Source organism: Pseudomonas sp. B33.4, assembly GCF_034555375.1.
In the GTDB taxonomy this organism is placed as follows: domain Bacteria; phylum Pseudomonadota; class Gammaproteobacteria; order Pseudomonadales; family Pseudomonadaceae; genus Aquipseudomonas.
Window position 1 is genome coordinate 1305224 of sequence record NZ_CP140706.1, and the last position, 25619, is coordinate 1330842.

Below are 25619 nucleotides of genomic sequence, written 5' to 3' on the forward strand. Positions count from 1 at the left end.
CAGGTAGAATCACGCCCTGACAAAAATCGGGGCGTTTTTTTTATGCGTATTGGCCACGGCTATGATGTGCACCGTTTCGCTGAAGGCGATTTCATTACTCTGGGCGGCGTGCGCATTGCACACAGCTTCGGGCTGCTCGCTCATTCCGACGGTGACGTCCTGCTGCACGCCTTGAGCGATGCCTTGCTCGGCGCGGCGGCGCTGGGTGATATCGGCAAACACTTCCCGGACACCGACCCGCAATTCAAAGGCGCCGACAGCCGCGCGCTGCTGCGTCACGTGGTCGCGCTGATCCACGCCAAAGGCTGGAAAGTCGGCAACGTCGATAACACCATCGTTGCCCAGGCGCCAAAAATGGCCCCGCATATCGAATCGATGCGCGCGCTGATCGCGGCGGATCTACAAGTTGAGTTGGATCAAGTGAACGTGAAAGCTACCACCACCGAAAAGCTTGGCTTTGTCGGTCGCGAAGAAGGCATCGCCGTGCACTCCGTTGCCTTGTTGCTGCGCGCATGAATGAACTGCAACTGCTCGGCCCACGGGCCTATGGCGAACCCCTCGGCAGCGCAGTACTGAAAGCCATCGCTGAAGATTTCCAGGTCGATGAAGTCCTCGATATCCCGTTCAGCGGCGATGGCGAGCATCTCTGGATCTGGGTCGAAAAGCGCGGTCTCAACACTGAGGAAGCCGCACGGCGTATTGCCAAGGCTGCCGGCGTGCCGTTGCGTACGGTCAGCTACGCCGGGCTCAAGGATCGTCAGGCGCTGACCCGTCAGTGGTTCAGCGTGCAACTGCCGGGCAAGGCCGATCCTGATCTGTCGACGGCGGAAAACGACACGCTGAGGATCCTCAAGACCACTCGCCACAAGCGCAAGCTGCAACGTGGCGCGCATTCGGCCAACGGTTTTACCTTGCGCCTGACTCAGTTCGCTGGCGACAAAGACGCGATTGAACAGCGCTTGCAGTTGATCACCCGGCAAGGCATCCCCAACTATTTCGGCGCTCAGCGTTTCGGCCATGACGGCGGCAACGTCTTTGATGCCCGTTCGTGGGCGGCACGCAAGGCCTTGCCGGAGCAGCGCAATGTGCGTTCGCGTTTGCTTTCGACCGCACGCAGTTTTCTGTTCAACAAAGTGCTCGCCGCACGGGTAGCCGACGGCACGTGGCAAAAAGCCCAAGTCGGTGATCTGCTGGCCTTTACCGACAGCCGCAGTTTTTTCCCGGCCGGTGAGGCCGAGTGCAGCGACCCGCGTCTGGCGATTCTTGACTTGCATCCGACCGGTCCACAGTGGGGCGAAGGTGACTCGCCGACCGCAGGGGCTGTCCATGATCTGGAGCAGGGGATTGCCGCGGGTGAAGCGGATCTGCGCGATTGGTTGATCAACGCCGGCATGAGCCACGAACGTCGCATCCTGCGGCTGCCCATTGGCGGGTTGACGTGGCATTATCCCCAGCCTGACATTCTGCAACTGGAATTCGTCCTCCCGGCCGGATGCTTCGCCACCGTATTGGTGCGCGAGCTCGTTGATCTGGTGCCGGTGGGGCAGACGGACAGCCCATGCGTATTCTGATTTCTAACGACGATGGGGTAACCGCACCCGGTCTCGCCGCGCTTTATGCTGCGCTGGCGGATTACACCGAATGCGTAGTTATCGCCCCGGAGCAGGACAAGAGCGGCGCCAGCAGTTCGCTGACGCTCGACCGTCCGTTGCACCCGCAATACCTGGCCAACGGCTTTATCAGCCTCAACGGCACACCGACCGACTGCGTGCACCTGGGCCTTAATGGCTTGCTGGAACGCGAGGCGGACATGGTGGTCTCCGGGATCAATCTCGGCGCCAACCTGGGTGATGACGTGTTGTATTCCGGCACCGTCGCGGCAGCGCTCGAAGGGCGCTTCCTCGAACGTCCGTCGTTTGCCTTTTCGCTGGTCTCGCGTCAGGTGGATAATCTGCCGACGGCGGCGTACTTTGCGCGCAAACTGGTCGAGGCCCATGCCGGGCTTGATCTGCCACCGCGCACGGTGCTCAACGTGAACATTCCCAATCTGCCCATCGATCACATTCGTGGCATTCAACTGACCCGTCTCGGCCATCGCGCCCGGGCGGCGGCGCCGATGAAAGTGGTCGATCCGCGTGGCAAGGCCGGTTACTGGATTGCCGCCGCCGGTGATGCCGAAGATGGCGGCCCGGGCACGGACTTTCATGCGGTGATGCAGGGCTATGTGTCCATCACGCCGTTGCAGCTCGATCGCACCTTCAACGATGCGTTCAGAAGCCTCGACGGCTGGCTGGAGGGACTGCGCTGATGGCCCGTGAACACGAAGACCGATTGCGCAGCGGTATCGGCATGACTTCCCAGCGTACCCGCGAGCGGCTGATCCAGCGGTTATATGAAGAGGGCGTGTGCAACGCCAAGGTGCTGGAGGTCATCCGCCGTACGCCGCGCCACCTGTTCGTCGATGAGGCGCTGGCACACCGCGCGTACGAAGACACGGCGCTGCCGATCGGCAACAACCAGACCATTTCCCAGCCTTATATGGTGGCGCGCATGAGCGAGCTGCTGCTGGAGGCGGGGCCGCTGGATAAAGTGCTGGAGATCGGCACCGGTTCCGGTTACCAGACTGCAGTCTTGTCGCAACTGGTCGAGCGCGTGTTCTCGGTCGAGCGCATCAAGGTGCTGCAAGACCGGGCCAAGGAGCGTCTGGTTGAACTGAACCTGCGCAACGTGGTGTTCCGCTGGGGCGATGGCTGGGAAGGCTGGCCGGCGCTGGCACCCTATAACGGCATTATTGTCACGGCCGTGGCCACCGATGTACCGCAAGCCTTGCTCGATCAACTGGCTCCGGGTGGGCGCATGGTGATTCCGGTCGGCTCTGGAGAAGTGCAGCAACTAATGCTGATCGTGCGTGAGGAAAACGGCTTTTCCCGGCATGTTCTGGGCGCCGTTCGCTTCGTGCCGTTGCTTAATGGGCCACTGGCCTGAGCATTTGTTTGCGTGCGCTGAATTCCTTTCGTTCGCCTGTGTCTTACTCCGGCAACGTTGGTTTAAACGCAGCAGATTGCCAACTTGCAAACGTGTGCGCGAAGCGATTTTGCTTCATTAAAGGTAAAGCCGATCCGGCCCGTTATACTTGCGACATCTCATGCCGGAATCCGGCATTTCACATTTTTCAGCCACCACAAAGGGAGCGGCGGGTGAGTCTCACAGTCATTGCGCAGCGTATGGGTAACACGAGCTTTCAGCGCCTGGTGACTGGCCTTGTCTTGAGCACCTTGCTGGTCGGTTGCTCCAGCACCAAATCGAGCAATGTGCGGGTGGTCGATCGCAACAATGCGGTGGCCCAACGTCCTGCCGTGACGACCGGCCAGTATGTAGTCCGTCCGGGCGATACGATGTTTTCGATCGCGTTTCGCTACGGCTGGGACTACAAAGCCCTCGCGGCCCGGAACAATATTCCTACGCCGTATACGATCCATCCGGGTCAGACAATTCGCTTTGACGGCCGCACCGGTTCAACGCCGACGGCGGTGGTGAGCAACAGCAGTTCTTCGCCTTCTTCGTCGAGTAAAACCACGGTAATCCGGCGCCAGGCAAATGGCACGACAACCACCACAACCACCGGTTCTGCGGGGGCTGTACCGTCCGTCGCCAACAAACCAGCACCCGCTCCACTGCCTCCAGCGGGCCCGGCCCCGACCGGCTGGGGATGGCCATCTAATGGCATTCTGATTGGAAAATTCTCTTCAAACGGTAGTTTGAATAAAGGAATTGATATCGCCGGAGATTTGGGACAGCCTGTTTTAGCTGCGTCTGATGGGACGGTAGTTTACGCCGGGAGTGGCTTAAGGGGCTACGGCGAATTAGTCATCATCAAACACAGCGAAACCTACGTCAGTGCCTACGGACATAACCGCAGGCTGTTGGTTCGGGAGGGACAGCAGGTCAAGGTCGGACAGACAATTGCCGAAATGGGGTCAACGGGTACAGACCGGGTGAAACTGCATTTTGAGATTCGCCGCCAAGGTAAACCTGTAGATCCACTGCAGTTCCTGCCAAGACGTTGATTTGTAAGCCAGCCTGTTCCGTCACGTAGAGGGGACAGGCTCCAGCGCTGCCAAGGATAAAGGCGTCGCTTGAGCTTGGGGTCGAACTCACCAAAGGACTATAACAATGGCTCTCAGTAAAGAAGTGCCGGAGTTTGACATCGACGATGAGGTTCTCCTTATGGAGACCGGCATCGATTCGGAATCTTCGATGTCGAATGATGAAGGGGCTGCTCCACCTTCCGTTCGTTCCAAATCCAAACACTCCGCTTCACTTAAACAACATAAGTACATCGATTACACGCGGGCACTTGATGCCACGCAGTTGTATCTCAACGAAATCGGCTTTTCCCCATTGCTCTCCCCGGAGGAAGAAGTTCATTTTGCGCGACTGTCGCAAAGTGGCGATCCGGCCGGGCGCAAGCGCATGATTGAAAGTAACCTGCGGCTGGTGGTCAAAATCGCCCGGCGTTACGTCAATCGGGGGCTCTCGCTGCTGGATCTGATCGAAGAGGGCAACCTCGGATTGATCCGCGCGGTGGAAAAGTTCGATCCCGAGCGCGGCTTCCGCTTCTCGACCTACGCGACCTGGTGGATTCGTCAGACCATCGAGCGCGCGATCATGAATCAGACCCGGACCATCCGGTTGCCGATCCATGTGGTCAAGGAACTCAACGTGTACCTGCGGGCTGCACGGGAGCTGACACAAAAGCTCGACCACGAACCTTCACCCGAAGAAATCGCCAACCTGCTGGAAAAACCGGTGGGCGAGGTCAAGCGCATGCTCGGCCTGAATGAACGGGTTTCTTCGGTCGACGTCTCGCTGGGTCCGGATTCGGATAAAACCCTGCTGGACACCCTCACCGATGATCGTCCGACCGATCCATGTGAATTGCTGCAGGATGACGACCTGTCGCAGAGCATTGATCAATGGCTGTCGGAGCTGACCGACAAGCAGCGCGAGGTGGTTGTACGCCGCTTCGGTCTGCGCGGTCACGAAAGCAGCACGCTGGAAGATGTAGGCCTGGAGATCGGCCTGACCCGGGAACGGGTGCGGCAGATCCAGGTAGAGGGCCTCAAGCGCCTTCGTGAAATCCTTGAGAAGAATGGCCTGTCGAGCGAGTCGCTGTTCCAGTAAGCGCTTCACACGCTCGCCCGCAAGAAGCCCCGACTGGTTCGGGGTTTTTTGTTGGCCTGGATTTGATGGTCATCTCACCCGCCTTTTTCATTGTCAGACATACGGTACGCATTTCCATCCTTTGTAGTCTCGCGGCGTAAGCCTTGTCTTACTCTCTCGTAAGTGTTCCCTATTTTTACAAGACGGCAGACGTCGATTACCGCCATCGTTTAAAGTTAAATCGTTGTTTTATAAGTTTATTTTTTTAAGTTAAGTGCTTATGACAACCTTTTTCGGCACCCAGAGCCGATTGCTCTTGTCAGGGAACTCTCTAGTATCGGGGTTGTGTCGACGGACAGACACGCCCTTCAAGGAAGAGGGGAACGGACATCGCAGGATGCGATTCATCAGGACGATGAAAAGGAATACAGGGAATAGGGAAAAAATGTGGGCGGGTCATACCGCCCCTTTTTTCGCCTGCAGAAAAGTAAAAAGGCCCGCGAGGGGCCTTTTCGTTCGAGCGCGGGGCTGATCAGCGTTCGAGGTCTTTGATCTTGCCTTTGACGCCATCCCACTCTTCGGCATCTGGCAGCGATTCTTTCTTCTCGGTGATGTTCGGCCAGATTTCAGCCAGCTCAACGTTGAGTTGAATGAACTCCTGCATCTCTTCCGGAACTTCGTCCTCGGAGAAAATGGCTACGGCCGGGCATTCCGGTTCGCACAGGGCGCAGTCGATGCACTCATCCGGGTGAATCACCAGGAAATTCGGGCCTTCGTAAAAGCAGTCCACCGGACAGACTTCTACGCAGTCGGTGTACTTGCACTTGATGCAGTTGTCGGTGACGACGAAGGTCATTTCTAATTTTCTCCTCAGGCGGCGGCAGCGTTGCCCCTTCACGGTTGGGGTCGCCAGGTTCGGGAGCGATACCTGCTGGCCAGGCTATTAGCCAGCAGCATCCCAAACCGCGCGAGATTCTAACAGCTTGAAGCCGTTTGCGTTATATCCGCTTCTTCAGTGCTTATATCCGGTTCTTCAGTGCATAGAGCATTTCGAGCGCACGGCGCGGGGTCAGGTCATCCAGATCCAGTTTAGCCAGCTCATCGAGTACCGGGTGCGGCAGGCTGGCGAACATGTCGCTTTGCTGTGGCGTCGCCGGTTTGCCCTTGGCGGCAGGTTTCGGCGCTTCATGCGGCAAGGCAGTTTCTTCCAGTCGGCTCAGGTGCTCGCGGGCACGCACGATCACTTCGCTCGGCACACCGGCCAGTTGCGCCACCGCCAGGCCGTAGCTCTGGCTGGCAGGGCCGGGCAGCACGTGGTGCAGGAAAACGATGCGTTCGTTGTGCTCGGTGGCGTTGAGGTGGACGTTTGCCACCAGCGGCTCTGCTTCCGGCAACACAGTCAGTTCGAAGTAGTGCGTTGCGAACAGCGTGTATGCGCGCAAATGAGCCAGACGCTCAGCCGCGGCCCATGCCAGCGACAGACCGTCAAAGGTGCTGGTGCCACGACCGACTTCGTCCATCAGCACCAGGCTGCGCTCGGTGGCATTGTGCAGGATGTTGGCGGTTTCGCTCATCTCAACCATGAAGGTCGAACGGCCACCCGCGAGGTCATCGCTGGAACCGATACGGGTGAAAATGCGATCGACCAGCGACAGTTCGCAACTGGCTGCCGGCACGAAGCTGCCGATGTGCGCCAGCAGCACGATCAATGCGGTCTGGCGCATGTAGGTGGATTTACCGCCCATGTTCGGGCCGGTGATCACCAGCATGCGCGTATTGTCGTCCAGGCTCAGGTCGTTGGCCACGAACGGCGTGGTCAGCACTTGCTCGACCACCGGGTGACGACCCTGGGTGATGCGCATGCATGGCTCGCTGACGAAACGCGGGCAGTTCAGGTCGAGGTTCAGTGCGCGCTCGGCAAGGTTGCTCAGCACGTCGAGTTCGGCCAGTGCGCCAGCGGTGTCCTGCAATGGTGGCAACTGGCTGATCAGATCTTCCAGCAGCGCTTCGTACAGCATCTTTTCGCGTGCCAGGGCGCGGCTCTTGGCGGACAGGGCCTTGTCTTCGAACTCTTTCAGTTCCGGCGTGATGAAGCGTTCAGCGCCTTTCAGCGTTTGCCGACGGATGTAGTCCGCCGGCGCCGATTCGGCCTGCTTGCTTGGCAATTCGATGAAGTAGCCATGAATGCGGTTATAGCCGACTTTCAGGTGGCTGAGGCCGGTGCGCGCTTTTTCGCGGGCTTCGAGATCGATGAGGAACTGGCCGGCGTTTTCACTCAGCGATTGCAACTCGTCGAGTTCGCTGTCGTAACCGGTTTTCAACACACCGCCGTCACGGATCACCGCTGGCGGGTTGTCGATGATGGCTTTTTCCAGCAATGCCGCCAGTTCCGGATAAGTGCTGGTGATCGTCGCCAAACCTTGCAGGTGCGGCGCTTCCAGATCGGTCATCGCCATTTGCAGTTCAGGCAGCGCGCCGAGGGCGTCACGCAGGCGCGCGAGGTCACGAGGGCGGGCATTACGCAGGCCGATCCGCGCGAGGATCCGCTCGATGTCGCCAATTTCCTTGAGCTGCGGTTGCAGCTTTTCGAAGCGATAGCGATCAAGCAGGCATGTGATCGAGGTCTGTCGCGCCAGCAACACGGTCAAGTCGCGCAAGGGACGGTTCAGCCAGCGGGTCAGCAAACGGCTGCCCATGGCGGTCTGGCAGCGATCAACCACCGATTGCAGGGTGTTGTCGCGGCCGCCAGCGAGGTTGGTGTCGAGCTCCAGATTGCGGCGGCTTGCGCCGTTGAGTACCACGGTGTCGTCGAGACGTTCATGGCGCAGGCTGCGCAGGTGGGGCAGGGCGGTGCGCTGGGTTTCCTTGGCGTAGGCCAACAGGCAACCCGCAGCGCCGATGGCCAGGGTCAGGTTCTCGCAACCAAAGCCCTTGAGGTCTTGGGTGGAGAATTGCTGGCAAAGGCTTTTCAGTGCCGAGTCGCGCTCGAAATCCCACGGCGCACGGCGACTGACGCCACGGCGTTTTTCCGCCGGAAGATCCCTTGGCCAATCGTCCGGGATCAGCAATTCCACCGGGTTGATCCGCTCCAGTTCCGCCAGCAGATTTTCCCAGCCTTTGATTTCCGATACGCTGAAGTTGCCGCTGGTGATGTCCAGCACGGCCAGACCGAACAGGCGCTCGTCACCCAGCAGCGCAGCGATCAGGTTGTCGCGGCGCTCGTCGAGCAGCGCCTCGTCGCTGACCGTCCCCGGCGTGAGGATGCGCACCACCTGACGTTCCACCGGGCCTTTGCTGGTGGCCGGGTCGCCCACCTGCTCGCAGATCACCACCGACTCGCCAAGCTTCACCAGCTTCGCCAGATAGCCTTCCGCCGCGTGGTAAGGAATGCCACACATCGGAATCGCCTGCCCCGCGGACTGCCCGCGCGCGGTCAGGGTGATGTCGAGCAACTTGGCTGCCTTCTTCGCGTCTTCGTAGAAGATCTCGTAGAAGTCGCCCATGCGGTAGAACATCAGCTGATCCGGGTGCTGATTTTTCAGGCGCCAGTACTGCTGCATCATCGGAGTGTGGGAGGACAGGTCTGAAATAGCTTTATTCATCAGAGGTTTAGCTTTACCGGAAAAAGTGACAAGGCAAAAACGGGGTCGTTTGCATCTACGAAATAGCGAGTGTTTGCCAGCGATGCGGCCCGTGGGTTGATTCAGTGGGACGGAGTATGAAGTTTTTTTGAGGTGGATGCAGCAACGCGCGGCCGCTCGGGTTGGCATTGTGTCCTATAGTGCCGAAAAGCTATCGAATGATCGGAATTCGAGGATTGCAGATCAGTTGAGGACGCAGCTTGGAACAGTCAGAGGGCATCGGCTCACAAGCGTCAGCGAGCGATTGTTACTACGATGCAGAAAAAATGACTCTCAGCCGGGCGCGGCGGTCAGTCTTGCTGGGCAGCAATGAAAGCGATCTGCTGCTGGCGCTGATAGCCGGCGTGACCGATAAGGAACAGCTCATCTCCAGGGTCTGGGGGGAGCGCGGGGTGGTGATTTCCGACAGCAGTTATTACAAGACCCTGCACATGCTTCGCACGCATTTCGCTGACGTCGGGTTGCCTCGGGACAGTCTCAAGACCTTGCCTCGCCGTGGCGTGGTGCTGTTGTGTGAAATCCGGTTGGTCAGCGCACAGACTCAAGCCTCTGAGTCGTCGTCTGCGCTGGTAATCGATGCTGAACCCTTCATCGTCGACGCTCCCTCGGTGAAAAAGCCATTCAGTCGTTACTGTCGCTTCCTTTTGCCAGCAATCCTGGTGCCGGCGATTGCTCTTCCGGTCTTTTACGCTTATCTGGTGTTTAAAAAACCTGCTGATCTGGAGGAGTGGAAACTCATCTGGCAAGAAGGCGAAGCGAAATTGTATGTAGAAGAAAGTGAAAGAATGTCCAAAGAGGATATTGTCAAAGCGCTCAGCGAGTTCGAGCCACCCATTGTATTGTCCGATATTAACTACTATGTGCGAAAACCGCTCTCCCAATTACTGGTCAAGTGTATCAAGCCGGAAAGTAAGGGGGAGGCCATATGCGTGAACTACCAACTCGTTGGAAAAAAATAGTCGCACTGTTTGGTGTCTTGTCTGCATGCATCTTTGGTGCTCTGGTTATCAAGTATTTCTATTTTATTAATCGCGATATTCCACGCGCACCCTGCTTTGCATCCATCGATTTTGTCCATACTCATGATCACAAAGTCCGTTGGCATGGCGTTGGTGATATGACGATCGATCCAAGGGAGGGCGCTCTCTATGTGTACTACGTCGTCAAAACCCCTGAAGGCAAAGTTTATACCTATGATCGCAAGTTCGAGATTGCACTGACACATCTGGACACTTCCAGGTTTCTGTTCAAGACGCGTTCGATTGTAAAGTTTGACGCGGACACCGCCGGCGATGAGCTTCCGTTTATGGAAAGAGGTTTTCAAGGCGGTATGGTGACGTTCAATTACTTCTCCGATGCCGAGTATTATTACAATATCAATAACCTGATCAACGGCGTCTGCCACGTCCCTCGCTAGCGCAAACCCTTGAGGTGCAAAGCCTCTGGGCGAGTAAGTAAGACTGAGTAAGATGCCAGTAAGGCCTCGGCGGCCCTGCGTTGTTAATGTGGTTCGAGTCAAGCCAACAGCCCCTGCGACTACCGGAGAGTCAGGCGTAGTGCGGCTGTTTAGTTGCCTTGAATGACATGATGATGTTTAAGCTGTTGAGGAAGGTTATAAATGCTCTGGTTTTGCGTGCGCAGTTCTCACGGGGCCAAGTCTCCCGCCTGGAAACGATCGATTGCAATAAATCGGGAAGGTATGGTGTTTGTGCCGGCGGTTATTGCAGGAAAAGAAAAGGACGTCAGTTTTTTCACGTTGTCCGATCGCACTCCGGTTTTACTTTGCTTCGATCATGTTTACGTACCAGTGGCGTGGATGGTCGAACACTTCCCGGTGTGCAGAACTCGCTGTCGCGACATGATGATGGCGGCACTTTCTGGTGTGCGGGAAACGTTAGGTTGTCGTAAGGCATGGTCTCGGGTGAGCCACTTCCGTGGACGCGCTGGAGAAAAAAGTTATATGGGGTTTGTTTTATGAGGCCGAGTCTGTTTTGGCATCTGTCTCTTCTGATGGGTAGCGTTTTGATCATCGATAGTTCATGGGCTGGCGCGGGGGAAAGTTGTGCGCAGCGCCGCGCCGAACTGGTGTTGCAAATTGAGCACGCTGAGGCGGCGGACAATGTTTATCGCCAATCCGGTTTAGAGCAGGCACTTGCCAATGTCGAGCGTTATTGCCAAGAACCTTCCGCGCAAGATGACCGTTCAAGCGCCATCCAAAAGGCCGCAGCCGAAGTGCGGCGCAGACAGAACTATCTGGATGCCGCACGTCAGTACGGTGATGTGAAAGTCATCAAAAAACAGGAAGCCAGGTTCGAACGGGCTCAGACAAAACTGCAAAAGCTCATGGATGAGTAAAGGGGCCACCACCAACGAACCGCAGCAGGTTTTCTCTTTCAACTCTGCAATCCAACGTGCTCATCAGTGACACTGGAAAATCGAATATGAAAAACATCCTTATCTTTGCTTCAGTCTTTACTTCTGCTGTGCTGATCTCTGGCTGCACCGCCACCGATTGGGTGCATGCTGCCGGTGGAATCATGGGCGCCAAGGACGATTACGACAGGAAGGCCAGAACCGATCGACTTAAAAAGGCCAATGCTGCCGCGCGACGCGTCAGAGGCTGACAGCAAGTTACATCCGGGCCGTTATTCAATTCAAAATGATGGCTCGGTAGTATCATTTTGAGGATGAATTCATATTTATGCGTTAATTATGCAAATCAGCATTTGTCTTCGCGAATAACTTCAAGCACTATGCGCGTTATGCAAAAACGCAACGTAGCCTCCGTCTTAAGAGCACTGCTCGACCAGCACGGGATCTCCCCCACGGAGCTCCACCGTCGCACTGGCGTGCCTCAATCCACTCTCTCGCGGATTCTCAGCGGGAAGATCGTCGATCCCTCGGATAAACACATTTCGAAGATCGCCGAATACTTCTCCGTGAGCACCGATCAATTGCGCGGGCGCGCAGATGTCGCGCCGTCGGCCGGAGCCGCGCGTGATGACGTACACGCGGAACTCAAGGACATAATGCTGTGGGACGACGATACGCCGGTCGATGATGACGAAGTATCGGTGCCGTTCCTTCGCGAGGTTGAATTGGCAGCAGGATCAGGAAGATTCGTCATCGAAGAGAGCGAGCGCTCTAGCCTGCGCTTCGGCAAGCGTAGCCTGCGTCATAACGGTGTGCAGTTCGATCAGGCCAAATGTGTGACCGTGCGTGGCAACAGCATGTTGCCAGTGCTGCGTGATGGCGCCACTGTCGGCGTGAATGCGGGCAAGTGCGGGATCGGCGACATCATTGATGGCGACCTGTACGCGATCAATCACAACGGCCAGTTGCGCGTGAAGCAACTCTATCGCCTGCCGACCGGCATTCGTCTGCGCAGCTTCAATCGCGATGAGCACCCGGACGAGGACTACAGCTTCCAGGAAATCCAGGAAGAGCAGATTGTCATCCTCGGTCACGTCTTCTGGTGGGGCATGTACGCCCGCTAACCACACCGCCTTCAGATAAGCCCGCCAATCGGCGGGTTTTTTTTCGCCTTGATGAAACCGGCAAACCCTTGAGCAGCGGGGCTTCCATGCATCTGCGCATTTCAAATGCATAAATAAATGCATTTGCGCATTGACTTGATATGCATACATGCATATTCTTGCCACCAAGCCGCTCGACAAAGCGGCTGGCAAGAAAGCTCTTTAGTTCCACAAGAACAGGCAGCGATGAACCGGCCTCAACGGTTCAGAGGGTTGGCAACTGACCCGGGTGTGCAGCGTAAAGCACCAGAAGCAGTTATCCGGCGGGCAGGGACCGCGGTCGGAAAAACAATTTGAATGGACTCGTACCGCGCCAGTAGCGCCGAACAGTCAGCTTCCTTCTTGAACACAGGATTTGAAGGAAGGCGAAGGAGCGCATTACTGAAAGGCCTGGCCTGAGCGCCGGGCCTTTTGGAATGCCTTCATGAATGTAATACCCCCCCGGATCAAAAAGCCAAGGAGTATCAAATGAACCTTTATGCACTCATTGAGTACGGCAAAGTCAGTCAACTGGAAGAAAGCGAAACCAAGCCACCTTCTGTATCAGCAACGGCTTCCTGGGTCGATGTGACAGGAAATACGGAAGTGCGGGTTGGCTGGACGGCGACACTCAACGGCGTCTGGACGTTTACTGCGCCATCCGAGCAAGACTTGCGCAATGACGCTCAGGAAAAAAAGTGGGAGTTGCTGAATGGGGCAACGATGTGGCTGATGCTCAACTCTCTGCAATTCAAGGCAGATCTTAACGTAGTAGACCCGCAGGAGCAGGCGTTGCTACTTCTACACAAACAGTACTGCATTGCTCTCAGCGATATCGATAAGCAAGCAGGTTACCCGGTGACCATTGATTGGCCAACCGTACCTTACTGACAAGTGCACATTGCCGGTTGCTCCGCTAATAGCAGCTTGGCTGCCTGCCTGAACTCGCACGCGTTTAAATTTCAGGTAAGTACTGATTTAAATATACATAAGGAAGAAACAATGAATCGTTATGCCCTTATCGAGACGGTGTATCAACAAAGCTATTACGTCGTTACGCAACTAGTGGATGCGGAAGATTTTCCTCCCTTCCCTGAAAATGGCGGGGGAAGCTGGATTGATACCGCGGGCCTCGCGGTTCAAGTGGGTTGGCTGGCTCAATTTCAGACGTTTCAGTGGGTCTTTACCGAGCCGGACTACGAGGCTTACGTGCGTCTTGCCACAGCCCGAATGAGCGAGCGTTTTGATAAAGCCATTCACTGGCTTACCTTTAATCCACTGCAGTACAAAAAAGATATCGGTACCGCCACGCCTGACGATGAAGCTGCACTGTTTTCTTACAAGCAGTACTTTGTCGCCGTCAGCGAAGTAAAACACCAGTCTGGTTATCCATCAACTATCAATTGGCCAATCGCGCCATTCTGAAAAATAAAAAGCTCGGGGAGTCGCCGGCTTTCTTACATGTTCATTCACTCGCCGCACCTATTTCGAACGGATGAATTGAAAGTCGAGAAGCGCCGAAAATCATGCCTGTTGTTAATGCAAACAAGGAATTAACATGAATCGTTACGTATTCATTGAGATGAGTAATCAGTACCCGTTTTCCCGGGTTGCGGAGATTATCGAGTCTGAAGAAACACCGCTCACTCCTCCTCAGGGAATCTCGGGCAGTTGGTACCAGGTTGCAACGGACACCATCGTTCAAGTGGGCTGGAAGGCTACGTATGCGGCAACTGGCTGGGTCTACTCGGAGCCAACGTATCAGGACTATGCCGATCTCGTCTTGACACGTATTCGTCAGCGCATCGGTGCTGCGTCCAGCTGGCTTGATCTCAATCCCGTGCATTACAAGGTCAATCTAGGCGTCGCCACGCCAGAAGAACAGGCAGCCTGGACTTCTTACCAGCAGTACTACATCGCTGTCACCGCTGTGAAAAATCAACCGGACTACCCGTTCACTATCGACTGGCCGGTAGCGCCCTTCTGATTACGTAGCGCCTGTCAGACGAAACCGAGAGCGCATTACTGAAAAGCCTGGCCCTGCGCCGGGCTTTTTGGAATGCCTACCTGAAGAGACATCGCTTGATCCCAACACACATCACTCATCAATCACCTACGGAGGCGTGACATGACAAACGAGCAACAAGCGTTGGCAGACATGCCGATCTGGCTGGTCATCCTCCTTGCCGTCGTCGGCGGGGTGTCCGGCGAAATGTGGCGCGCGGACAAGGAGGGCGCCCGTGGCTGGCCGCTTATGCGGCGTCTGGCCTTGCGCTCCGGCGCCTGCATGATCTGCGGCGTGTCGGCAATCATGCTGCTGTACGCCGCCGGCATGTCGATCTGGGCGGCCGGCGCGTTCGGTTGTCTCACCGCAATGGCCGGGGCCGATGTGGCCATCGGTCTGTACGAGCGCTGGGCCGCCAAGCGCATCGGCGTCTGCGAAGTCCCACCCCGCGACCAGCCTTAACCTCAAATGTGGTTCGTGCCGCCCTTTGGGCGGCAGGGCTGCGCGTGGACGATTGAAAAGGAGGTCATGTATGCCCACACCGATCCTGCAGCCGTCGCAACTGTTCACAGCCATCGCGACGACGCTGCGCAACACCGCCGGGCTCAACATCATTGTCGGCAATCACGATGATTTCACTGCACCTGGCGATCAAGCCTGGGTGCTGATTGACTTCGACCGGAATGCGCCTGGCGCCCGTGCCGCAGATGGGCGTATTGCTCATGTCCTGACGCTGTCGCTGCAAGTCATTCCGGCACTTTCAGCCAGCGCCTTTGCAGCGTGCGACCTGATCGCCGTGCTGAAGAACCTGATCACTGACAACCGCTGGGGCCTGCCCGGCGATCAGTCTGATCTGCCGACCAATATCGATGGCTTGCCGTCATTACTCGCCCAGCAATACAAAGCCTGGACCCTGACGTTCGAGCAGACGCTCTACCTCGGCCCGACCTTGCTCGACGATCCACTCGGTACGCCGAAATTCGCCCGCACCTGGGAAGTCAGCAATATCGACGACCCTGACCAATACACCGCGCTGGAGGCCTGACCGATGTTCGACGCGTTATTGCGTATGCAACTGGGCCCGATCATCGAACGCCTGGCCGAAATGGAAGCGGAAATCGACGACCTGCACCGTCGCGCCGAAAGCTTCTGTCGCATCGGCATTTGCCAGACAGTCGATGCGGCGAGCAATACCTGCCAGGTCAGCCACGGTGGCTTACTGACGCCGGCGATCAAGTTTTTCAACCCCAGCGCCGGCGCACAGAGTGAGTCGCGGATTCCGACCGTGGGTGAGCAGTGTCTGCTGTTCAACTACGGCAGCGGCGAAAGTGGCGCACAGAGCGTGGCGTTGTTTGGTTTGAACAGCGACCGTTTTCCACCTGCCTCAACCGTGCCGACGCTGACCCGTCGGGTGCATCAGGACGGCAGCGAAAGCGGTTACGACGATGCCTCGCACACCCTGCACTGGCAGAACGGCCCGGCAGCATTCAGCGGCTCACGCGAATCGCTCGAACTGAGCATCGGCCCGGCACGACTGGCTATGACACCACAGTTGATCACCCTGCAACTAGGCGCCGTCGGCTTGAACATCGACGCCTCGGGCGTGCACTTCAGTGGCCCATTGGTCGATCACCAGGGCCGCGTCATCAGTCCCTGATTCAGGAGCCTCCCATGATCGGAATCGATAGAGACAACGGAACCACGGTCGACGACTGGCTGCAGTTTGTGCAGCGCGCGACCCGGGCCCTGACCACGCCGCTGGGCACCCGGCAAAAACGCCCGTTGTACGGATCGTTGATCCCCACGCTGCTGGGGCAAAACCTCGGTGACGACGTGCTGCTTCTGGCGCAGAGCCATGCCGCACAAGCGTTCTACAACAAGCAAAACGGCATCGACGATTTTCAACCACAAGTGATCGTTGCCAGCCGTCAGGGCGCCGGTCTGTTGTTGCGCTTCGCCGGCACCTGGAAAAACCGTCAACAAACCTTCGAGGTCGTGACATGAGCATGTTGATCCCCGGCCAGAACCAACTGGCCGAACCCGCGCTGATCACCGTTGAAGCCTTTGAAGACTTGCTCGCCGAGTTCAAGACTTTCGTCATCGAATACGTCGGTGTGCGTTCGCCGGACAGTGCCGCAAAACTCAAGACCAGCCTCGACAACGAAAGCGAGCTGCTGACTCTGGCACTGGAAGCTTTCTGCGTGCGGCTGCAAACCCACGAACGCAAATACAACGCCCGTATCAAACAGATGCTGGCGTGGTGGGCGACGGGGAGCAACCTCGATGCGCGGCTGGCGGACATGGGCCTGGAGCGGCAGTTGCTCGATCCGGGCGATCCGGCGGCATTCCCGCCGGTGCCGGCGATTTATGAAAGCGACGACGACGCTCGCTTGCGTTATTACCTGGCGCCGCATGCGCCGGCAGCAGGTTCGCGGATGCAGTATCGCCGCGAAGTTTTCACCCTCGGCGAGCGTCCGACAGTGCAGGTCGAATCCACCGAGGCAGGTGTGGTGAATGTCACTTACACCTTCAACCTGGACGGTCTCGCCGCGCAGGTCAAGGATGGCAATGCTCGGCGCACCGCGCCGGGCGAAGTGCAGGTCACTGTGCTGTCCCGCGACGGCGATGGCACGCCTTCCGCGTCATTGCTTGACGGCGTTCGTCAGCACTTCGCTCGGCCGGATGTGCGACCTGAAACCGACCTCGTCACCGTCAAGGCTGCTGACATTCAGCGCTACAAGATTCGCGTCGTCGCCAAGATCAATTCAGGCCCGGATTCGGGCCTGACCAAAGTCGCCGCACAGCAACAATTGCAGGCCTACGCTGACAGTTGCCATCGTCTTGAAGGCCGCGTTGATCCAAGCTGGATCGACTACACGCTGCACGGCGCCGGCGCTGTGCAATTGCAGATTCTCGAACCGCTGGTGCCGATCGTGACGACAGCGTTTCAAGCGCCGTACTGCACCGCAGTCGAAGTTGAGGTGCTGACGCTATGAGTGAGCAAACTCAGCGGCCGACGCTGCTGCCGGCCAACAGTTCAGCACTCGAACGAGGCCTGGATCTGGGCTTTGGTGCCTTGCTTGATCGCGTTGCACCGCCGTTTCCCGAGCTGATGAATCCTGCAGAAACACCCGCCGATTTTCTGCCGTATCTGGCGGCGGATCGCGGTGTTGCTGAATGGAGCACCGATGCGCCGCAAGCTGAAAAGCGCCTGACCGTCGAACTCGCCTGGCCCACCGCGCGTCAGGCCGGTACTCGCAAGGCGCTGGAAAACGCCGCCAAGGGTTTGCAATTAAGACCCGAGATCCGCGCCTGGTACGAACAGACACCAGCGGGCGAGCCCTACAGCTTCTCCGTCCGCGCTTTCAGCGAGCAACCCTACAGCGAAGAAATCGACGCCCGTCTCGACCGACGCCTGGCTGATGCCAAGAGCGAACGCGATGTGCTGACGGTCTCCGTTGGCTTGAGCGCTTTCGGCAATCACGTCATCGCCGCCGCGACGTTCTGCGGCGAACTGACCACGGTTTATCCGGTGTTCATCGAAGGCCTTGAAACCTCGGGAGAGGCGTTCATGGCCGCCGGCATGTACACCGTCGAAACATCCACTATTTATCCTCAGGGGGCCTGAATGGCTGACTATTACACCCTGCTCACCAACGCAGGGATTGCCTACGAAACGGCGTGCAAGGCCGCGGGCACGCCGATCAAGTTGGCGCAGATTTCCGTCGGTGACGGCGGCGGCTCGGTCTACAACCCGGCCGCGACCGCCACTGCGCTGAAACGCGAAGTCTGGCGCGGGCCGCTCAATGCGCTGTTCCAGGACGAGAAGAACCCGAGCTGGCTGCTCGCCGAAGTGACCATTCCGCCGGATGTTGGCGGTTGGTATGTGCGGGAAGCGGGGTTGTGGACTGATACTGGCGTTCTCTATGCCATCGTCAAATATCCGGAGTCGTTCAAACCGGTTCTGGCGATGTCGGGTTCGGGCAAAGAGTTCTACATTCGCTCGATTTTCGAGACCAGTAATGCGCCGCTAGTGACGTTGTTGATTGATGACACCGTGGTCAAAGCCACGCGTGCCTGGGTCATGAGTTATCTCGCCGAAGAACTCGGCAAGCTGGATGGCAAGCAGTCGGTGCGTGTTGCCGCGACGGGCAATGTTGTGTTGAACGGTGCGCAGCAGATTGACGGTGTCGCAGTGATTGCGGGCGACCGCGCGCTGTTGCCGAGTCAGACGCTGGCCAAGGACAACGGCCTGTGGATCGTCGCCAATGGCGACTGGGTGCGGGCGACCGATGCCAACAGCAGCGCCAAAGTCACGCCGGGCCTGACGGTGATGGTGGAGGAGGGAACAACGAACGGTGATTCTCTGTGGCACCTGACCACCAATGCGCCGGTCATCCTGGGCAGCACCGCGCTGACGTTCAAGATGCTCGCCGGTCGCACCGGGATTGCTGCCGGGACTTACAAGAGTCTGACGGTCGATGAGTATGGTCGAGCGACGGCTGGGGCCAACCCCGCGACCCTGGCCGGCTTCGGGATCACTGACGCCCTTGGCATCAACGCAACGGCGGTAGCGGCTCGCAAGCTTGAAACGGCGCGCAGTATTGCCATTTCCGGCGCGGCTAGCGGTAGCACTTCGTTTGACGGCTCGGCAAACGCAAACATTTCACTGGCGCTGGCCGACTCGGGCGTTTCTGCCGGTACTTACACAAAAATTGCCGTCAATGCCAAAGGGTTGGCTACCAGCGGCGGGAACCTGATTGCATCGGATGTCCCCGCTCTGGACTGGAGCAAGATCAGCTCAGGAAAACCCAATACGTTGGCGGGCTATGGAATTGTCGATAGCTATACCCAAGGCCAGACCAACAGCGTTGTCAGCACTGCTTTCGCCAACTTTTCTGCCACAACCCTCCAGAGTCCTGCATTTATCAACGGCTTCACCGACACCAACTCCTCCCGATACTGGAGAGCCAACGGCAATGTCTATGTGAGCATCGACGCCGCACGCTGGATTAGTAACGGAGTCACTGCGTTGGTCATGTTCACACTTCCACCAGGCTTTCGGCCTCTGTGCAGAATGTGCGGGACGGGTGATTGGGGAACGACTGGTCAGCTTGGGTTCGGATGGCTGTCGTGGCGTGTGGAAACCACGGGCGAGGTTGTCCTGGATTACTCGATTGGATCGACGGCGGGCGTGGCGGGTTACATGTGCCAGTTCAGTTTCTGCGTTCAAGCGGCTTAAGGGGGCAGCATGATTTTTGTCATTGATCAAACCGGGCTATTTCTCTACGCCACCGATGCCCCGGCCGGGGCCGAAAACTGGACGGCTGTCCAATTGCCTCAACCTTGCTGGAATCCGCGATTCAAAGGTGAGCGAATCAGTGATACCGGCGAATGGAAAGGCCAATGGGAGCATGACGGCGAGCCTGCGCCTACCGTTGCTGACCTGTGCGCGAGAATTGATAACTCCGCCGACCAGGCTCGGCGGATGGTTGCAGTCGATCCACTCCGGGCGGTCGAATACGAACGAACGGCCGCCGAAGCACAAGCATTCAAAGACGCCGGTTATCCCGCAGATGCGGTACCGCGCACTGTGGCTGCCTGGGCAATCGCAGGCCGTACGCCTCAAGAATCTGCCGACGGCATCCTGATCGAAGCCGCCCGCTACGCAGAGGCTCTATACCTGATTCGGGAAAGGCGCCTGGAGGCGAAGGAACTGATTAAGGCCAGGATTGCAGTTGATGCAATCGATGAAGCCAGACAGATCGCCGACGAAGCAATCAAGGCTTTCCAAGCGACGGTGACTGGCATTGATCGTGTGCAGGGTTGACGGTGCGCGTAGTACGTCTGTGGTTTCGCAGTGCGGATAGTCCGATGAGTGCACTGATTCGTGAACTCGTCACCCAAGTGGATCCTGATACCTGAAGTACCCACCGGTTCAACCTGAACCGGCAACTCAACAAACGCCCCGAACCCGGAGCGTTTTCTTTCCCTCATAAAACACTCAACACCCGCCAAGCCCCTCCCCACGAGGGGCTTTCCCGTTTATGGAGAAACGAAAAATGGCAACCCGCCAAACCTACACCGTGCTCGTCCCATTCCCCACCGGCGGTGGGCACTGGTCGAGCGTCGGTCAAGACCTTGATCTGCTCGACGTCGAGGCCAGTGCGCTGCACTTCGCCGGTCGGCTGGAACTGAAAACCCCCACCACCCAGGCCAAAAAGGCCGCTGCCAAGAAGGCTGACTGACTATGGCTGAGGTTCTGAACTTCGAGCACAACGGCATTACCGTCAATGCCACCGAATCCCCCGAGGCCATGGGTGGCCTGGGTGACAACGTTATCGGTCTGGTCGGCACTGCGCCGAAAGCCGATCCGCTGATTCCGCGTAACGCGCCGTTTCGCATCAACAGCTTCACCACCCACGCGCTGCTCGATCCGACCGGTTCGGAAGAGGGTACCCTGTACCACGCGGTTTACCAGATCCTCAAAGTGGTCAAGGTGCCGGTCTACGTAGTGATCGTCGAAGCGGGCGCGACCCCGGCCGACACCGTCAACAACGTGATCGGTGGTGTTGATCCGCTGACTGGCCGCAAGCTCGGTCTGGCTGCGCTGGGCAGTGTCCCGGAAGACCTGACCATCATTGGTGCGCCGGGCTTCACCGGCACCAAAGCGGTGGCCGGCGAGTTCGCCTCGTTCGGCAAGCGCATCAAGGCCCGTGTGGTGCTGGACGGCAAGGACGCTTCGGTCGCCGATCAAGTCCTGTACAGCCAGGAACTCGGCGGCGCCGATCTCGGTTTCGACCGTTGCCTGGTGGTGCACAACATGCCTGCCGTGTATTCGAAAGCGGCGAAGAAAAACGTGTTCCTGTCGCCGTCGAGTCTGGCGATTGCCGCGCTGGCCAAGGTCAAGCAGTGGGAGAGCCCGGGCAACCAGGTGACCTACGCCGAAGACGTTTCGCGGGTCGTTGAATACAACATCCTCGACACTTCCACCGAAGGCGATCTGCTCAACCGCTACGGTGTCAGCTACTACGCCCGTACCGTGCTTGGCGGCTTCTCGCTGCTGGGTAACCGCTCGATCACCGGCAAATTCATCAGCTACGTCGGCCTCGAAGATGCGATCAGCCGCAAGCTGGTCAAGGCCGGCCAGAAAGCCATGGCCAAAAACCTCACCAAGTCCTTCATGGATCAAGAGGTCAAGCGCATCAACGACTGGCTGCAAACCCTGGTCGCCGACGAAACCATTCCTGGCGGCAGCGTGTATCTGCACCCGGAACTCAACAGCGTCGAGAAGTACAAGAACGGCACCTGGTACGTGGTCATCGACTATGGCCGCTACGCGCCGAACGAACACATGGTTTATCAACTCAACGCCCGCGATGAAATCATCGAGCAGTTCCTGGAGGACGTTCTCTAATGTTTACCAACCGCGTAAGACAGGCCATCGCGGCCACCCTGCAAGGCCTGCCGTTGTCGGCGACCGTTGAAGAATTCACCCCGCCGAAGATCGAGTTCGACGTAGAAGAAATGCGTGGCGGCCGCTTCATCGTCGAAGAAATGGCCAAGGGCGGCAAAGCGCTGAACGCCAAGCTGACCCTGCAAGGCCTCGGCGCCGAAGTCATGCTCGCACTGGGTGTGAAGCTGGGCGACGACATCCTGCTGAACGTGCGTGAAGCCGGTCAGGATCAGGATGGCAACACCTGGTTCACCTACCACACCGTCGGCGGCAAGCTGAAGTCCCTCGAAGAAACCGCCGTGAAAATGGGTGAAAAACCCAAGACTAATCTTGAGCTGTCCTGCCGCACCTACAACCGCCTGGAAAACGGCGTGCCGGTGATCGACATCGACGTGCGCACCCAGAAGTTCGTGCTCAACGGCGTCGACATCCTCGGTGATGCGCGGCGTGCGGTGCTGATGCCGTAACTCACGGCTTACAGGCAATCACAAAACACTGTGGGAGCGAGCAAGCTCGCTCCCACAGTGGATCTAAACGAATCACCAAGGAATTCATACATGTCGTGGATGCCACCCCAGCATGACCTGTTGTCGCCCATCACCGGCGACGACGGTTCGCAGATCGAAACGATCCAGCTCAAGCCACTGTTCTACGCCGCGCAAAAAGAAGCGCTGGAACGCGCCGGCGATGACGAAGACGATCAGTTCTTCGAACTGGCACTGCTCGCCACCGGCCTGTCGGTCAAGGAACTCGACCAGCTCAAGCGCCCGGACTACGTGAGCATCGCCCAGTACGTGCACGAGATGTCGACCCGCCCGGCGTCGTACTTTCTGGAGCAGGTCGAAGACGCGGAAAAATCCGCAGATCCCGACGAAGTGCAACTGCTGCAACCGCTCGCCGTGACTGGCCGCACCGTGACCTCGCTGAGCCTGGAAATGCCTGTGCTGCGCGCCACCAAAGTGATGAAGAAACTGAAAACGGCCAAGGAACGCGCCGAGTTCATCACTGCCCATTGCACCGGCCTGATGATCCCCGATCTGGCCCTGATGACAGTCCCGGACTGGACGCAATTGCAGGTGCGCATCGACGATTTTTTAAACCAGCCGGCGGCCTACTTTCGGAACGCGACATCGAAGTAATCCTCGATATCGTCCCGCTCATTTACCCGGTAAGTGAAGCGGAAATTCTCGAATGGGACGCCGAAAAGGCGTTGCGCCGCTACGACATAGCGATCACTCGCCTTGGCGTGAAACAGGAGTAGAGCGGCAATGGCAGAGAGTAAATATGCACCGATAAATGCCGGTGAAAGCGGCGTTGCGGCGGCCGGCAATATCAGTTTGAACATGGCAGCAGTGAGCTCCGGTACAGGAGCGATCGGCCGCGAGCAGATTTCCAGCCTGAGTCAGGCGCTCATCACTGCGAGTATCAAGATCGGCTCGCTGACGGCCGCGATCGACTCATTGAGGCTGGCGTTGTCCAGCCTGCGTTCGATTTCGCTGAACAACAATGCGAAGAGCGAGTCGACCCGCGAACCTACTACGCCGGGTGAGGCCAGTGAGCGGGCCAAGGTGCCTGAGAGTCTCAAGCCAGCGATTGACTTGTACACGGCTGCTGCCGAGTTGGGCATCGCCGCGCAACTGCCGCCAAAGCAGACCAACGAAATGGCGCTGTCGAGCCTGATCATAGCCACTAAGCCATTGGTGGCCGCGGGCGGCACCAGCGGTCAAGAGTTGCTCAAGGCCGCTACGCTGGCAGCTGACGCAGGGGTTGGCAATGAGCTGACGAATGCGGCGGACAAACCCTTTGAATTGCTCAACTTTGCTGGCGACGCTGCAATCGTTGCATCAGCCTTCAAAGTCCCGGCTGAGGAAGTCGCCGAAATGATGGCGGTGTGGCGCACTTCGATGAAGCTCACTCGCGACCAGGCGTTTGACCTTGCGGATGCGACAAACCAGCTCGGCAAAATACCGGGTGGTGCCAAACCGGCAGACATCGGTGCCGTTCTCAAACAGTCGGGTGATGCGGCCATTGCGGTAGGCATGCAACCCGAGCAAGCCGCCGCGCTGTCCGCAGCCTTGCTCAACAGCGGGACGAAAAAAGACGATGCCGGCGACGCGTTGAAGCGCATTGCCCACGCGCTGGACAGGGGGGACAACGCGTCCGCCACCGAGCGTGGCGCCTGGAAGCAACTGGGGCTGGATCCCGCGGCCGTGACCGCGGCGATGCATGACCCGGACAAGCAAAGTGCACAGGGAGCGGTACTGTCGGTGCTGGCTGCGCTGAACGCCCAACCGGCCGAGCAACGCGCCCAGTTGGCGCAGACACTCTTTGCCGATGGCGGTAATGCGGTGCAGTTGCTGTCGCAGAACCTTGGCGACGTCAATCAGGCCTTCTCGCAAGTGAAGGACAAAGACCAATACGCGACGTCGAAGGTCGGTGATCAGAGTTCGGTGCGCCAGTCTGCACTGGCGCTCTCCAATACCCCGCAAGGACAGTGGAACGCTCAGAATGCGCGAAGCGATCGGTTGACCATCGCCAGCGCCAATGCCGTGGCGCCTTCTCCAGAGGCGCTAAGTGTTGCCGGTGCCAGCCTCGACAGGATGAGTGAATTCGCCGAGGCCCATCCGACGACGGCTGCGGTGATCATCACTGTCGGCACAGCCTTGAAAAAGATATTCGATGTGCTGTTGGACACCGCTGTCGAGGAGGGGAAAGAGCGGCTGGGCAAACGGATACCCGGTGGCGCGCCGGGCAATCCTCCCGATCTTTCATCTACCGGCGATTCTGCAGTGCAGCTTCCAACGGATGCGCCGGTCGTGGAGATCGCCAGTCTGGCGCCCGCGACTGCCAGGGAAATGGACATCGGCGAACCCTCCCCCTTGCTCAATACGCCGCGCCTGGGGCCTCCGAGCGTTGCCATGGAAACGATTGCCCAGGTTGCTCCAGCTTCGGACAAAGTTGCGGGAGCTGCATTGAGTGATCGGCTCGTGTTCTTCGCTCCCGACACCCTCTCCGCGCCCGGCCAGGTCAGCAAGGATCTGGCGAGCGCCCAGGCCGCCAACCAGCATGTCACTTACGCACCTTCGGTTCAGGTGTACTGCAGTGATCCGGGTAGTTCGGAAAACATCGGATTGCTGGTGACACAGCACCTGCGAAGCCAGTTCGACAGCCAATTCACACCGCTGATGACCAGCAACCCCCTCGCCACCCGCCGTGACGCAGCCTTGACCGATGGAGTCGCCTGATGAAACAACAAATGGCACTGGGCAGTTTCATCTTCGGCCTCTCGCGTCAATTTGCGTACCACCAGTTGTTGCGCAAGTCCGATGGCGGCTGGACCGAAATACAGATCCTCACCAGCAAACCGAAATCCAGCCAGACCGGCCAGAAGTCGGAAACCCTGACCATCACCGGCAAATCGATGTACGCCGTGGCCATGGATCGGCTCGATGAATTGCGCGCCTTGCAGGCCCTGCGAATACCGCTGCCATTGATTGACGGCATAGGCCGCAACTGGGGTTTGTGGCGGATCAACAACGTTCAGGAAACCCAGACCCAGATCATCGATGACGGCACGGCGATGGTCGTCGATTGGGTCATCGAGTTGGCGGAGTTCAATAATGCGTAAGGTCCGAAGCGTGGCCGGTGATTCGGTGAATCTGCTGCTCTACCGCGAAACCGGGCGCAGCGACGATGCCGCTGAAGAAGCCCTGTGGAAACTCAACCCGACCCTGGCTGAACACGGCCCGGTTCTGCCCGCTGGCATCTGGGTCGTGCTGCCTGAACTCGACAGCAAACCCGCCGCAATCAAAGCGCTCACGGCTTGGGATTAAGGAGGT

General features: G+C 58.1%; 32 protein-coding genes. 30 read left to right on the forward strand and 2 right to left on the reverse strand.

Going from position 1 to position 25619, the window contains the following annotated elements:
• The first annotated feature begins 42 nt into the window (after positions 1 to 42).
• The 6 genes from ispF (at position 43) to rpoS (ending at position 5184) form a co-directional block, all read left to right on the forward strand.
• Positions 43 to 516, forward strand: coding sequence for a 2-C-methyl-D-erythritol 2,4-cyclodiphosphate synthase (gene ispF / locus U6037_RS05645; RefSeq protein ID WP_034149878.1), 474 nt, complete (start codon positions 43 to 45; stop codon positions 514 to 516).
• Positions 513 to 1571, forward strand: coding sequence for a tRNA pseudouridine(13) synthase TruD (gene truD / locus U6037_RS05650; RefSeq protein ID WP_322846076.1), 1059 nt, complete (start codon positions 513 to 515; stop codon positions 1569 to 1571). Before ispF ends, truD begins: the two co-directional genes overlap by 4 nt.
• The gene (gene surE, locus U6037_RS05655) at positions 1559 to 2308 is read left to right on the forward strand and encodes a 5'/3'-nucleotidase SurE (protein WP_007908831.1); all 750 of its coding nucleotides are present in this window, start codon (positions 1559 to 1561) and stop codon (positions 2306 to 2308) included. Before truD ends, surE begins: the two co-directional genes overlap by 13 nt.
• A gap of 41 nt (positions 2309 to 2349) precedes the next feature.
• Positions 2350 to 2985, forward strand: coding sequence for a protein-L-isoaspartate(D-aspartate) O-methyltransferase (locus U6037_RS05660; RefSeq protein WP_322847287.1), 636 nt, complete (start codon positions 2350 to 2352; stop codon positions 2983 to 2985).
• Positions 2986 to 3197: 212 nt separating this feature from the next.
• Positions 3198 to 4067 (forward strand): peptidoglycan DD-metalloendopeptidase family protein, encoded by an 870-nt coding sequence (locus tag U6037_RS05665; RefSeq protein ID WP_242205519.1) that lies wholly within the window; start codon positions 3198 to 3200, stop codon positions 4065 to 4067.
• 106 nt (positions 4068 to 4173) lie between these two features.
• Positions 4174 to 5184 (forward strand): RNA polymerase sigma factor RpoS, encoded by a 1011-nt coding sequence (rpoS, locus tag U6037_RS05670; protein WP_038357938.1) that lies wholly within the window; start codon positions 4174 to 4176, stop codon positions 5182 to 5184.
• A gap of 511 nt (positions 5185 to 5695) precedes the next feature.
• Here the strand turns inward: rpoS and fdxA are convergent.
• Positions 5696 to 6019 carry a ferredoxin FdxA gene (gene fdxA, locus U6037_RS05675; RefSeq protein ID WP_007908827.1) on the reverse strand — a complete coding sequence of 108 codons (324 nt, stop codon included), beginning with the start codon at positions 6017 to 6019 and terminating at the stop codon, positions 5696 to 5698.
• A gap of 163 nt (positions 6020 to 6182) precedes the next feature.
• The gene (gene mutS / locus U6037_RS05680; protein WP_322847288.1) at positions 6183 to 8753 is read right to left on the reverse strand and encodes a DNA mismatch repair protein MutS; all 2571 of its coding nucleotides are present in this window, start codon (positions 8751 to 8753) and stop codon (positions 6183 to 6185) included.
• Between the two features lie 251 nt (positions 8754 to 9004).
• Here mutS and U6037_RS05685 point away from each other — a divergent pair, with 251 nt between their 5' ends.
• The 24 genes from U6037_RS05685 to U6037_RS05800 all read left to right on the forward strand — a co-directional run bounded on the left by U6037_RS05685 (position 9005) and on the right by U6037_RS05800 (position 25613).
• A complete protein-coding gene (locus tag U6037_RS05685) occupies positions 9005 to 9763 on the forward strand; it encodes a DNA-binding protein (protein ID WP_322846077.1) in 759 nt (252 codons plus the stop codon).
• Complete coding sequence (locus tag U6037_RS05690; RefSeq protein ID WP_322846078.1) at positions 9730 to 10221, forward strand: hypothetical protein; 492 nt, start codon at positions 9730 to 9732, stop codon at positions 10219 to 10221. The genes U6037_RS05685 and U6037_RS05690 overlap by 34 nt, the downstream gene beginning before the upstream one ends.
• 201 nt (positions 10222 to 10422) lie before the next feature.
• Positions 10423 to 10782, forward strand: a complete 360-nt coding sequence (locus U6037_RS05695) for a hypothetical protein (RefSeq protein ID WP_322846079.1) — start codon at positions 10423 to 10425, stop codon at positions 10780 to 10782.
• Between the two features lie 44 nt (positions 10783 to 10826).
• Positions 10827 to 11159 carry a DUF1090 family protein gene (locus tag U6037_RS05700; RefSeq protein WP_322846080.1) on the forward strand — a complete coding sequence of 111 codons (333 nt, stop codon included), beginning with the start codon at positions 10827 to 10829 and terminating at the stop codon, positions 11157 to 11159.
• 86 nt (positions 11160 to 11245) lie between these two features.
• On the forward strand, positions 11246 to 11428 hold the full coding sequence (locus U6037_RS05705) for a hypothetical protein (protein ID WP_064120760.1): 183 nt from the start codon (positions 11246 to 11248) through the stop codon (positions 11426 to 11428).
• 138 nt (positions 11429 to 11566) lie between these two features.
• Positions 11567 to 12301 (forward strand): XRE family transcriptional regulator, encoded by a 735-nt coding sequence (locus U6037_RS05710; RefSeq protein ID WP_322846081.1) that lies wholly within the window; start codon positions 11567 to 11569, stop codon positions 12299 to 12301.
• Between the two features lie 507 nt (positions 12302 to 12808).
• Positions 12809 to 13210, forward strand: coding sequence for a tail fiber assembly protein (locus tag U6037_RS05715; RefSeq protein ID WP_322846082.1), 402 nt, complete (start codon positions 12809 to 12811; stop codon positions 13208 to 13210).
• A gap of 111 nt (positions 13211 to 13321) precedes the next feature.
• Entirely contained in the window at positions 13322 to 13744 is a 423-nt protein-coding gene (locus U6037_RS05720) for a tail fiber assembly protein (RefSeq protein ID WP_322846083.1), read from the forward strand.
• Positions 13745 to 13877: 133 nt separating this feature from the next.
• Positions 13878 to 14306: a tail fiber assembly protein gene (locus tag U6037_RS05725; protein ID WP_322846084.1), complete on the forward strand. Its 429-nt coding sequence runs from the start codon at positions 13878 to 13880 to the stop codon at positions 14304 to 14306.
• A 141-nt stretch (positions 14307 to 14447) separates the two neighbouring features.
• Positions 14448 to 14786 (forward strand): phage holin family protein, encoded by a 339-nt coding sequence (locus U6037_RS05730; RefSeq protein ID WP_095050416.1) that lies wholly within the window; start codon positions 14448 to 14450, stop codon positions 14784 to 14786.
• A gap of 70 nt (positions 14787 to 14856) precedes the next feature.
• The gene (locus U6037_RS05735; protein WP_322846085.1) at positions 14857 to 15369 is read left to right on the forward strand and encodes a hypothetical protein; all 513 of its coding nucleotides are present in this window, start codon (positions 14857 to 14859) and stop codon (positions 15367 to 15369) included.
• Positions 15370 to 15372: 3 nt separating this feature from the next.
• A complete protein-coding gene (locus tag U6037_RS05740) occupies positions 15373 to 15981 on the forward strand; it encodes a phage baseplate assembly protein V (RefSeq protein WP_322846086.1) in 609 nt (202 codons plus the stop codon).
• Positions 15982 to 15995: 14 nt separating this feature from the next.
• Positions 15996 to 16328, forward strand: coding sequence for a phage baseplate protein (locus U6037_RS05745; protein ID WP_322846087.1), 333 nt, complete (start codon positions 15996 to 15998; stop codon positions 16326 to 16328).
• Positions 16325 to 17320 carry a baseplate J/gp47 family protein gene (locus tag U6037_RS05750; RefSeq protein WP_322846088.1) on the forward strand — a complete coding sequence of 332 codons (996 nt, stop codon included), beginning with the start codon at positions 16325 to 16327 and terminating at the stop codon, positions 17318 to 17320. Before U6037_RS05745 ends, U6037_RS05750 begins: the two co-directional genes overlap by 4 nt.
• Complete coding sequence (locus tag U6037_RS05755; protein ID WP_322846089.1) at positions 17317 to 17952, forward strand: phage tail protein I; 636 nt, start codon at positions 17317 to 17319, stop codon at positions 17950 to 17952. Before U6037_RS05750 ends, U6037_RS05755 begins: the two co-directional genes overlap by 4 nt.
• Complete coding sequence (locus U6037_RS05760) at positions 17953 to 19566, forward strand: phage tail protein (protein WP_322846090.1); 1614 nt, start codon at positions 17953 to 17955, stop codon at positions 19564 to 19566.
• Positions 19567 to 19575: 9 nt separating this feature from the next.
• A complete protein-coding gene (locus U6037_RS05765; RefSeq protein ID WP_322846091.1) occupies positions 19576 to 20154 on the forward strand; it encodes a phage tail protein in 579 nt (192 codons plus the stop codon).
• A gap of 232 nt (positions 20155 to 20386) precedes the next feature.
• Positions 20387 to 20572, forward strand: a complete 186-nt coding sequence (locus U6037_RS05770; protein ID WP_122843259.1) for a hypothetical protein — start codon at positions 20387 to 20389, stop codon at positions 20570 to 20572.
• 2 nt (positions 20573 to 20574) lie between these two features.
• Positions 20575 to 21741 (forward strand): tail protein, encoded by a 1167-nt coding sequence (locus tag U6037_RS05775; protein WP_016985056.1) that lies wholly within the window; start codon positions 20575 to 20577, stop codon positions 21739 to 21741.
• Entirely contained in the window at positions 21741 to 22247 is a 507-nt protein-coding gene (locus tag U6037_RS05780; protein ID WP_016985055.1) for a phage major tail tube protein, read from the forward strand. Before U6037_RS05775 ends, U6037_RS05780 begins: the two co-directional genes overlap by 1 nt.
• Positions 22248 to 22337: 90 nt before the next feature.
• Positions 22338 to 22919 carry a phage tail assembly protein gene (locus U6037_RS05785; protein WP_322846092.1) on the forward strand — a complete coding sequence of 194 codons (582 nt, stop codon included), beginning with the start codon at positions 22338 to 22340 and terminating at the stop codon, positions 22917 to 22919.
• Positions 22920 to 23048: 129 nt separating this feature from the next.
• A complete protein-coding gene (locus tag U6037_RS05790; RefSeq protein WP_322846093.1) occupies positions 23049 to 25025 on the forward strand; it encodes a phage tail tape measure protein in 1977 nt (658 codons plus the stop codon).
• Positions 25025 to 25408: a phage tail protein gene (locus U6037_RS05795; protein WP_322846094.1), complete on the forward strand. Its 384-nt coding sequence runs from the start codon at positions 25025 to 25027 to the stop codon at positions 25406 to 25408. Before U6037_RS05790 ends, U6037_RS05795 begins: the two co-directional genes overlap by 1 nt.
• Positions 25401 to 25613 carry a tail protein X gene (locus U6037_RS05800; RefSeq protein ID WP_064393145.1) on the forward strand — a complete coding sequence of 71 codons (213 nt, stop codon included), beginning with the start codon at positions 25401 to 25403 and terminating at the stop codon, positions 25611 to 25613. The genes U6037_RS05795 and U6037_RS05800 overlap by 8 nt, the downstream gene beginning before the upstream one ends.
• Positions 25614 to 25619: the final 6 nt, after the last annotated feature.

Bases quoted from the DNA above. Each gene is read 5' to 3' on its own strand.
- ispF (WP_034149878.1), top strand. From the start codon at position 43: ATGCGTATTGGCCACGGCTATGATGTGCACCGTTTCGCTGAAGGCGAT.
- truD (WP_322846076.1), top strand. From the start codon at position 513: ATGAATGAACTGCAACTGCTCGGCCCACGGGCCTATGGCGAACCCCTC.
- surE (WP_007908831.1), top strand. From the start codon at position 1,559: ATGCGTATTCTGATTTCTAACGACGATGGGGTAACCGCACCCGGTCTC.
- U6037_RS05660 (WP_322847287.1), top strand. From the start codon at position 2,350: ATGACTTCCCAGCGTACCCGCGAGCGGCTGATCCAGCGGTTATATGAA.
- rpoS (WP_038357938.1), top strand. From the start codon at position 4,174: ATGGCTCTCAGTAAAGAAGTGCCGGAGTTTGACATCGACGATGAGGTT.
- fdxA (WP_007908827.1), bottom strand. From the start codon at position 6,019: ATGACCTTCGTCGTCACCGACAACTGCATCAAGTGCAAGTACACCGAC.
- U6037_RS05690 (WP_322846078.1), top strand. From the start codon at position 9,730: ATGCGTGAACTACCAACTCGTTGGAAAAAAATAGTCGCACTGTTTGGT.
- U6037_RS05695 (WP_322846079.1), top strand. From the start codon at position 10,423: ATGCTCTGGTTTTGCGTGCGCAGTTCTCACGGGGCCAAGTCTCCCGCC.
- U6037_RS05705 (WP_064120760.1), top strand. From the start codon at position 11,246: ATGAAAAACATCCTTATCTTTGCTTCAGTCTTTACTTCTGCTGTGCTG.
- U6037_RS05710 (WP_322846081.1), top strand. From the start codon at position 11,567: ATGCAAAAACGCAACGTAGCCTCCGTCTTAAGAGCACTGCTCGACCAG.
- U6037_RS05715 (WP_322846082.1), top strand. From the start codon at position 12,809: ATGAACCTTTATGCACTCATTGAGTACGGCAAAGTCAGTCAACTGGAA.
- U6037_RS05720 (WP_322846083.1), top strand. From the start codon at position 13,322: ATGAATCGTTATGCCCTTATCGAGACGGTGTATCAACAAAGCTATTAC.
- U6037_RS05725 (WP_322846084.1), top strand. From the start codon at position 13,878: ATGAATCGTTACGTATTCATTGAGATGAGTAATCAGTACCCGTTTTCC.
- U6037_RS05730 (WP_095050416.1), top strand. From the start codon at position 14,448: ATGACAAACGAGCAACAAGCGTTGGCAGACATGCCGATCTGGCTGGTC.
- U6037_RS05735 (WP_322846085.1), top strand. From the start codon at position 14,857: ATGCCCACACCGATCCTGCAGCCGTCGCAACTGTTCACAGCCATCGCG.
- U6037_RS05740 (WP_322846086.1), top strand. From the start codon at position 15,373: ATGTTCGACGCGTTATTGCGTATGCAACTGGGCCCGATCATCGAACGC.
- U6037_RS05745 (WP_322846087.1), top strand. From the start codon at position 15,996: ATGATCGGAATCGATAGAGACAACGGAACCACGGTCGACGACTGGCTG.
- U6037_RS05750 (WP_322846088.1), top strand. From the start codon at position 16,325: ATGAGCATGTTGATCCCCGGCCAGAACCAACTGGCCGAACCCGCGCTG.
- U6037_RS05755 (WP_322846089.1), top strand. From the start codon at position 17,317: ATGAGTGAGCAAACTCAGCGGCCGACGCTGCTGCCGGCCAACAGTTCA.
- U6037_RS05760 (WP_322846090.1), top strand. From the start codon at position 17,953: ATGGCTGACTATTACACCCTGCTCACCAACGCAGGGATTGCCTACGAA.
- U6037_RS05765 (WP_322846091.1), top strand. From the start codon at position 19,576: ATGATTTTTGTCATTGATCAAACCGGGCTATTTCTCTACGCCACCGAT.
- U6037_RS05770 (WP_122843259.1), top strand. From the start codon at position 20,387: ATGGCAACCCGCCAAACCTACACCGTGCTCGTCCCATTCCCCACCGGC.
- U6037_RS05775 (WP_016985056.1), top strand. From the start codon at position 20,575: ATGGCTGAGGTTCTGAACTTCGAGCACAACGGCATTACCGTCAATGCC.
- U6037_RS05780 (WP_016985055.1), top strand. From the start codon at position 21,741: ATGTTTACCAACCGCGTAAGACAGGCCATCGCGGCCACCCTGCAAGGC.
- U6037_RS05785 (WP_322846092.1), top strand. From the start codon at position 22,338: ATGTCGTGGATGCCACCCCAGCATGACCTGTTGTCGCCCATCACCGGC.
- U6037_RS05790 (WP_322846093.1), top strand. From the start codon at position 23,049: ATGGCAGAGAGTAAATATGCACCGATAAATGCCGGTGAAAGCGGCGTT.
- U6037_RS05795 (WP_322846094.1), top strand. From the start codon at position 25,025: ATGAAACAACAAATGGCACTGGGCAGTTTCATCTTCGGCCTCTCGCGT.
- U6037_RS05800 (WP_064393145.1), top strand. From the start codon at position 25,401: ATGCGTAAGGTCCGAAGCGTGGCCGGTGATTCGGTGAATCTGCTGCTC.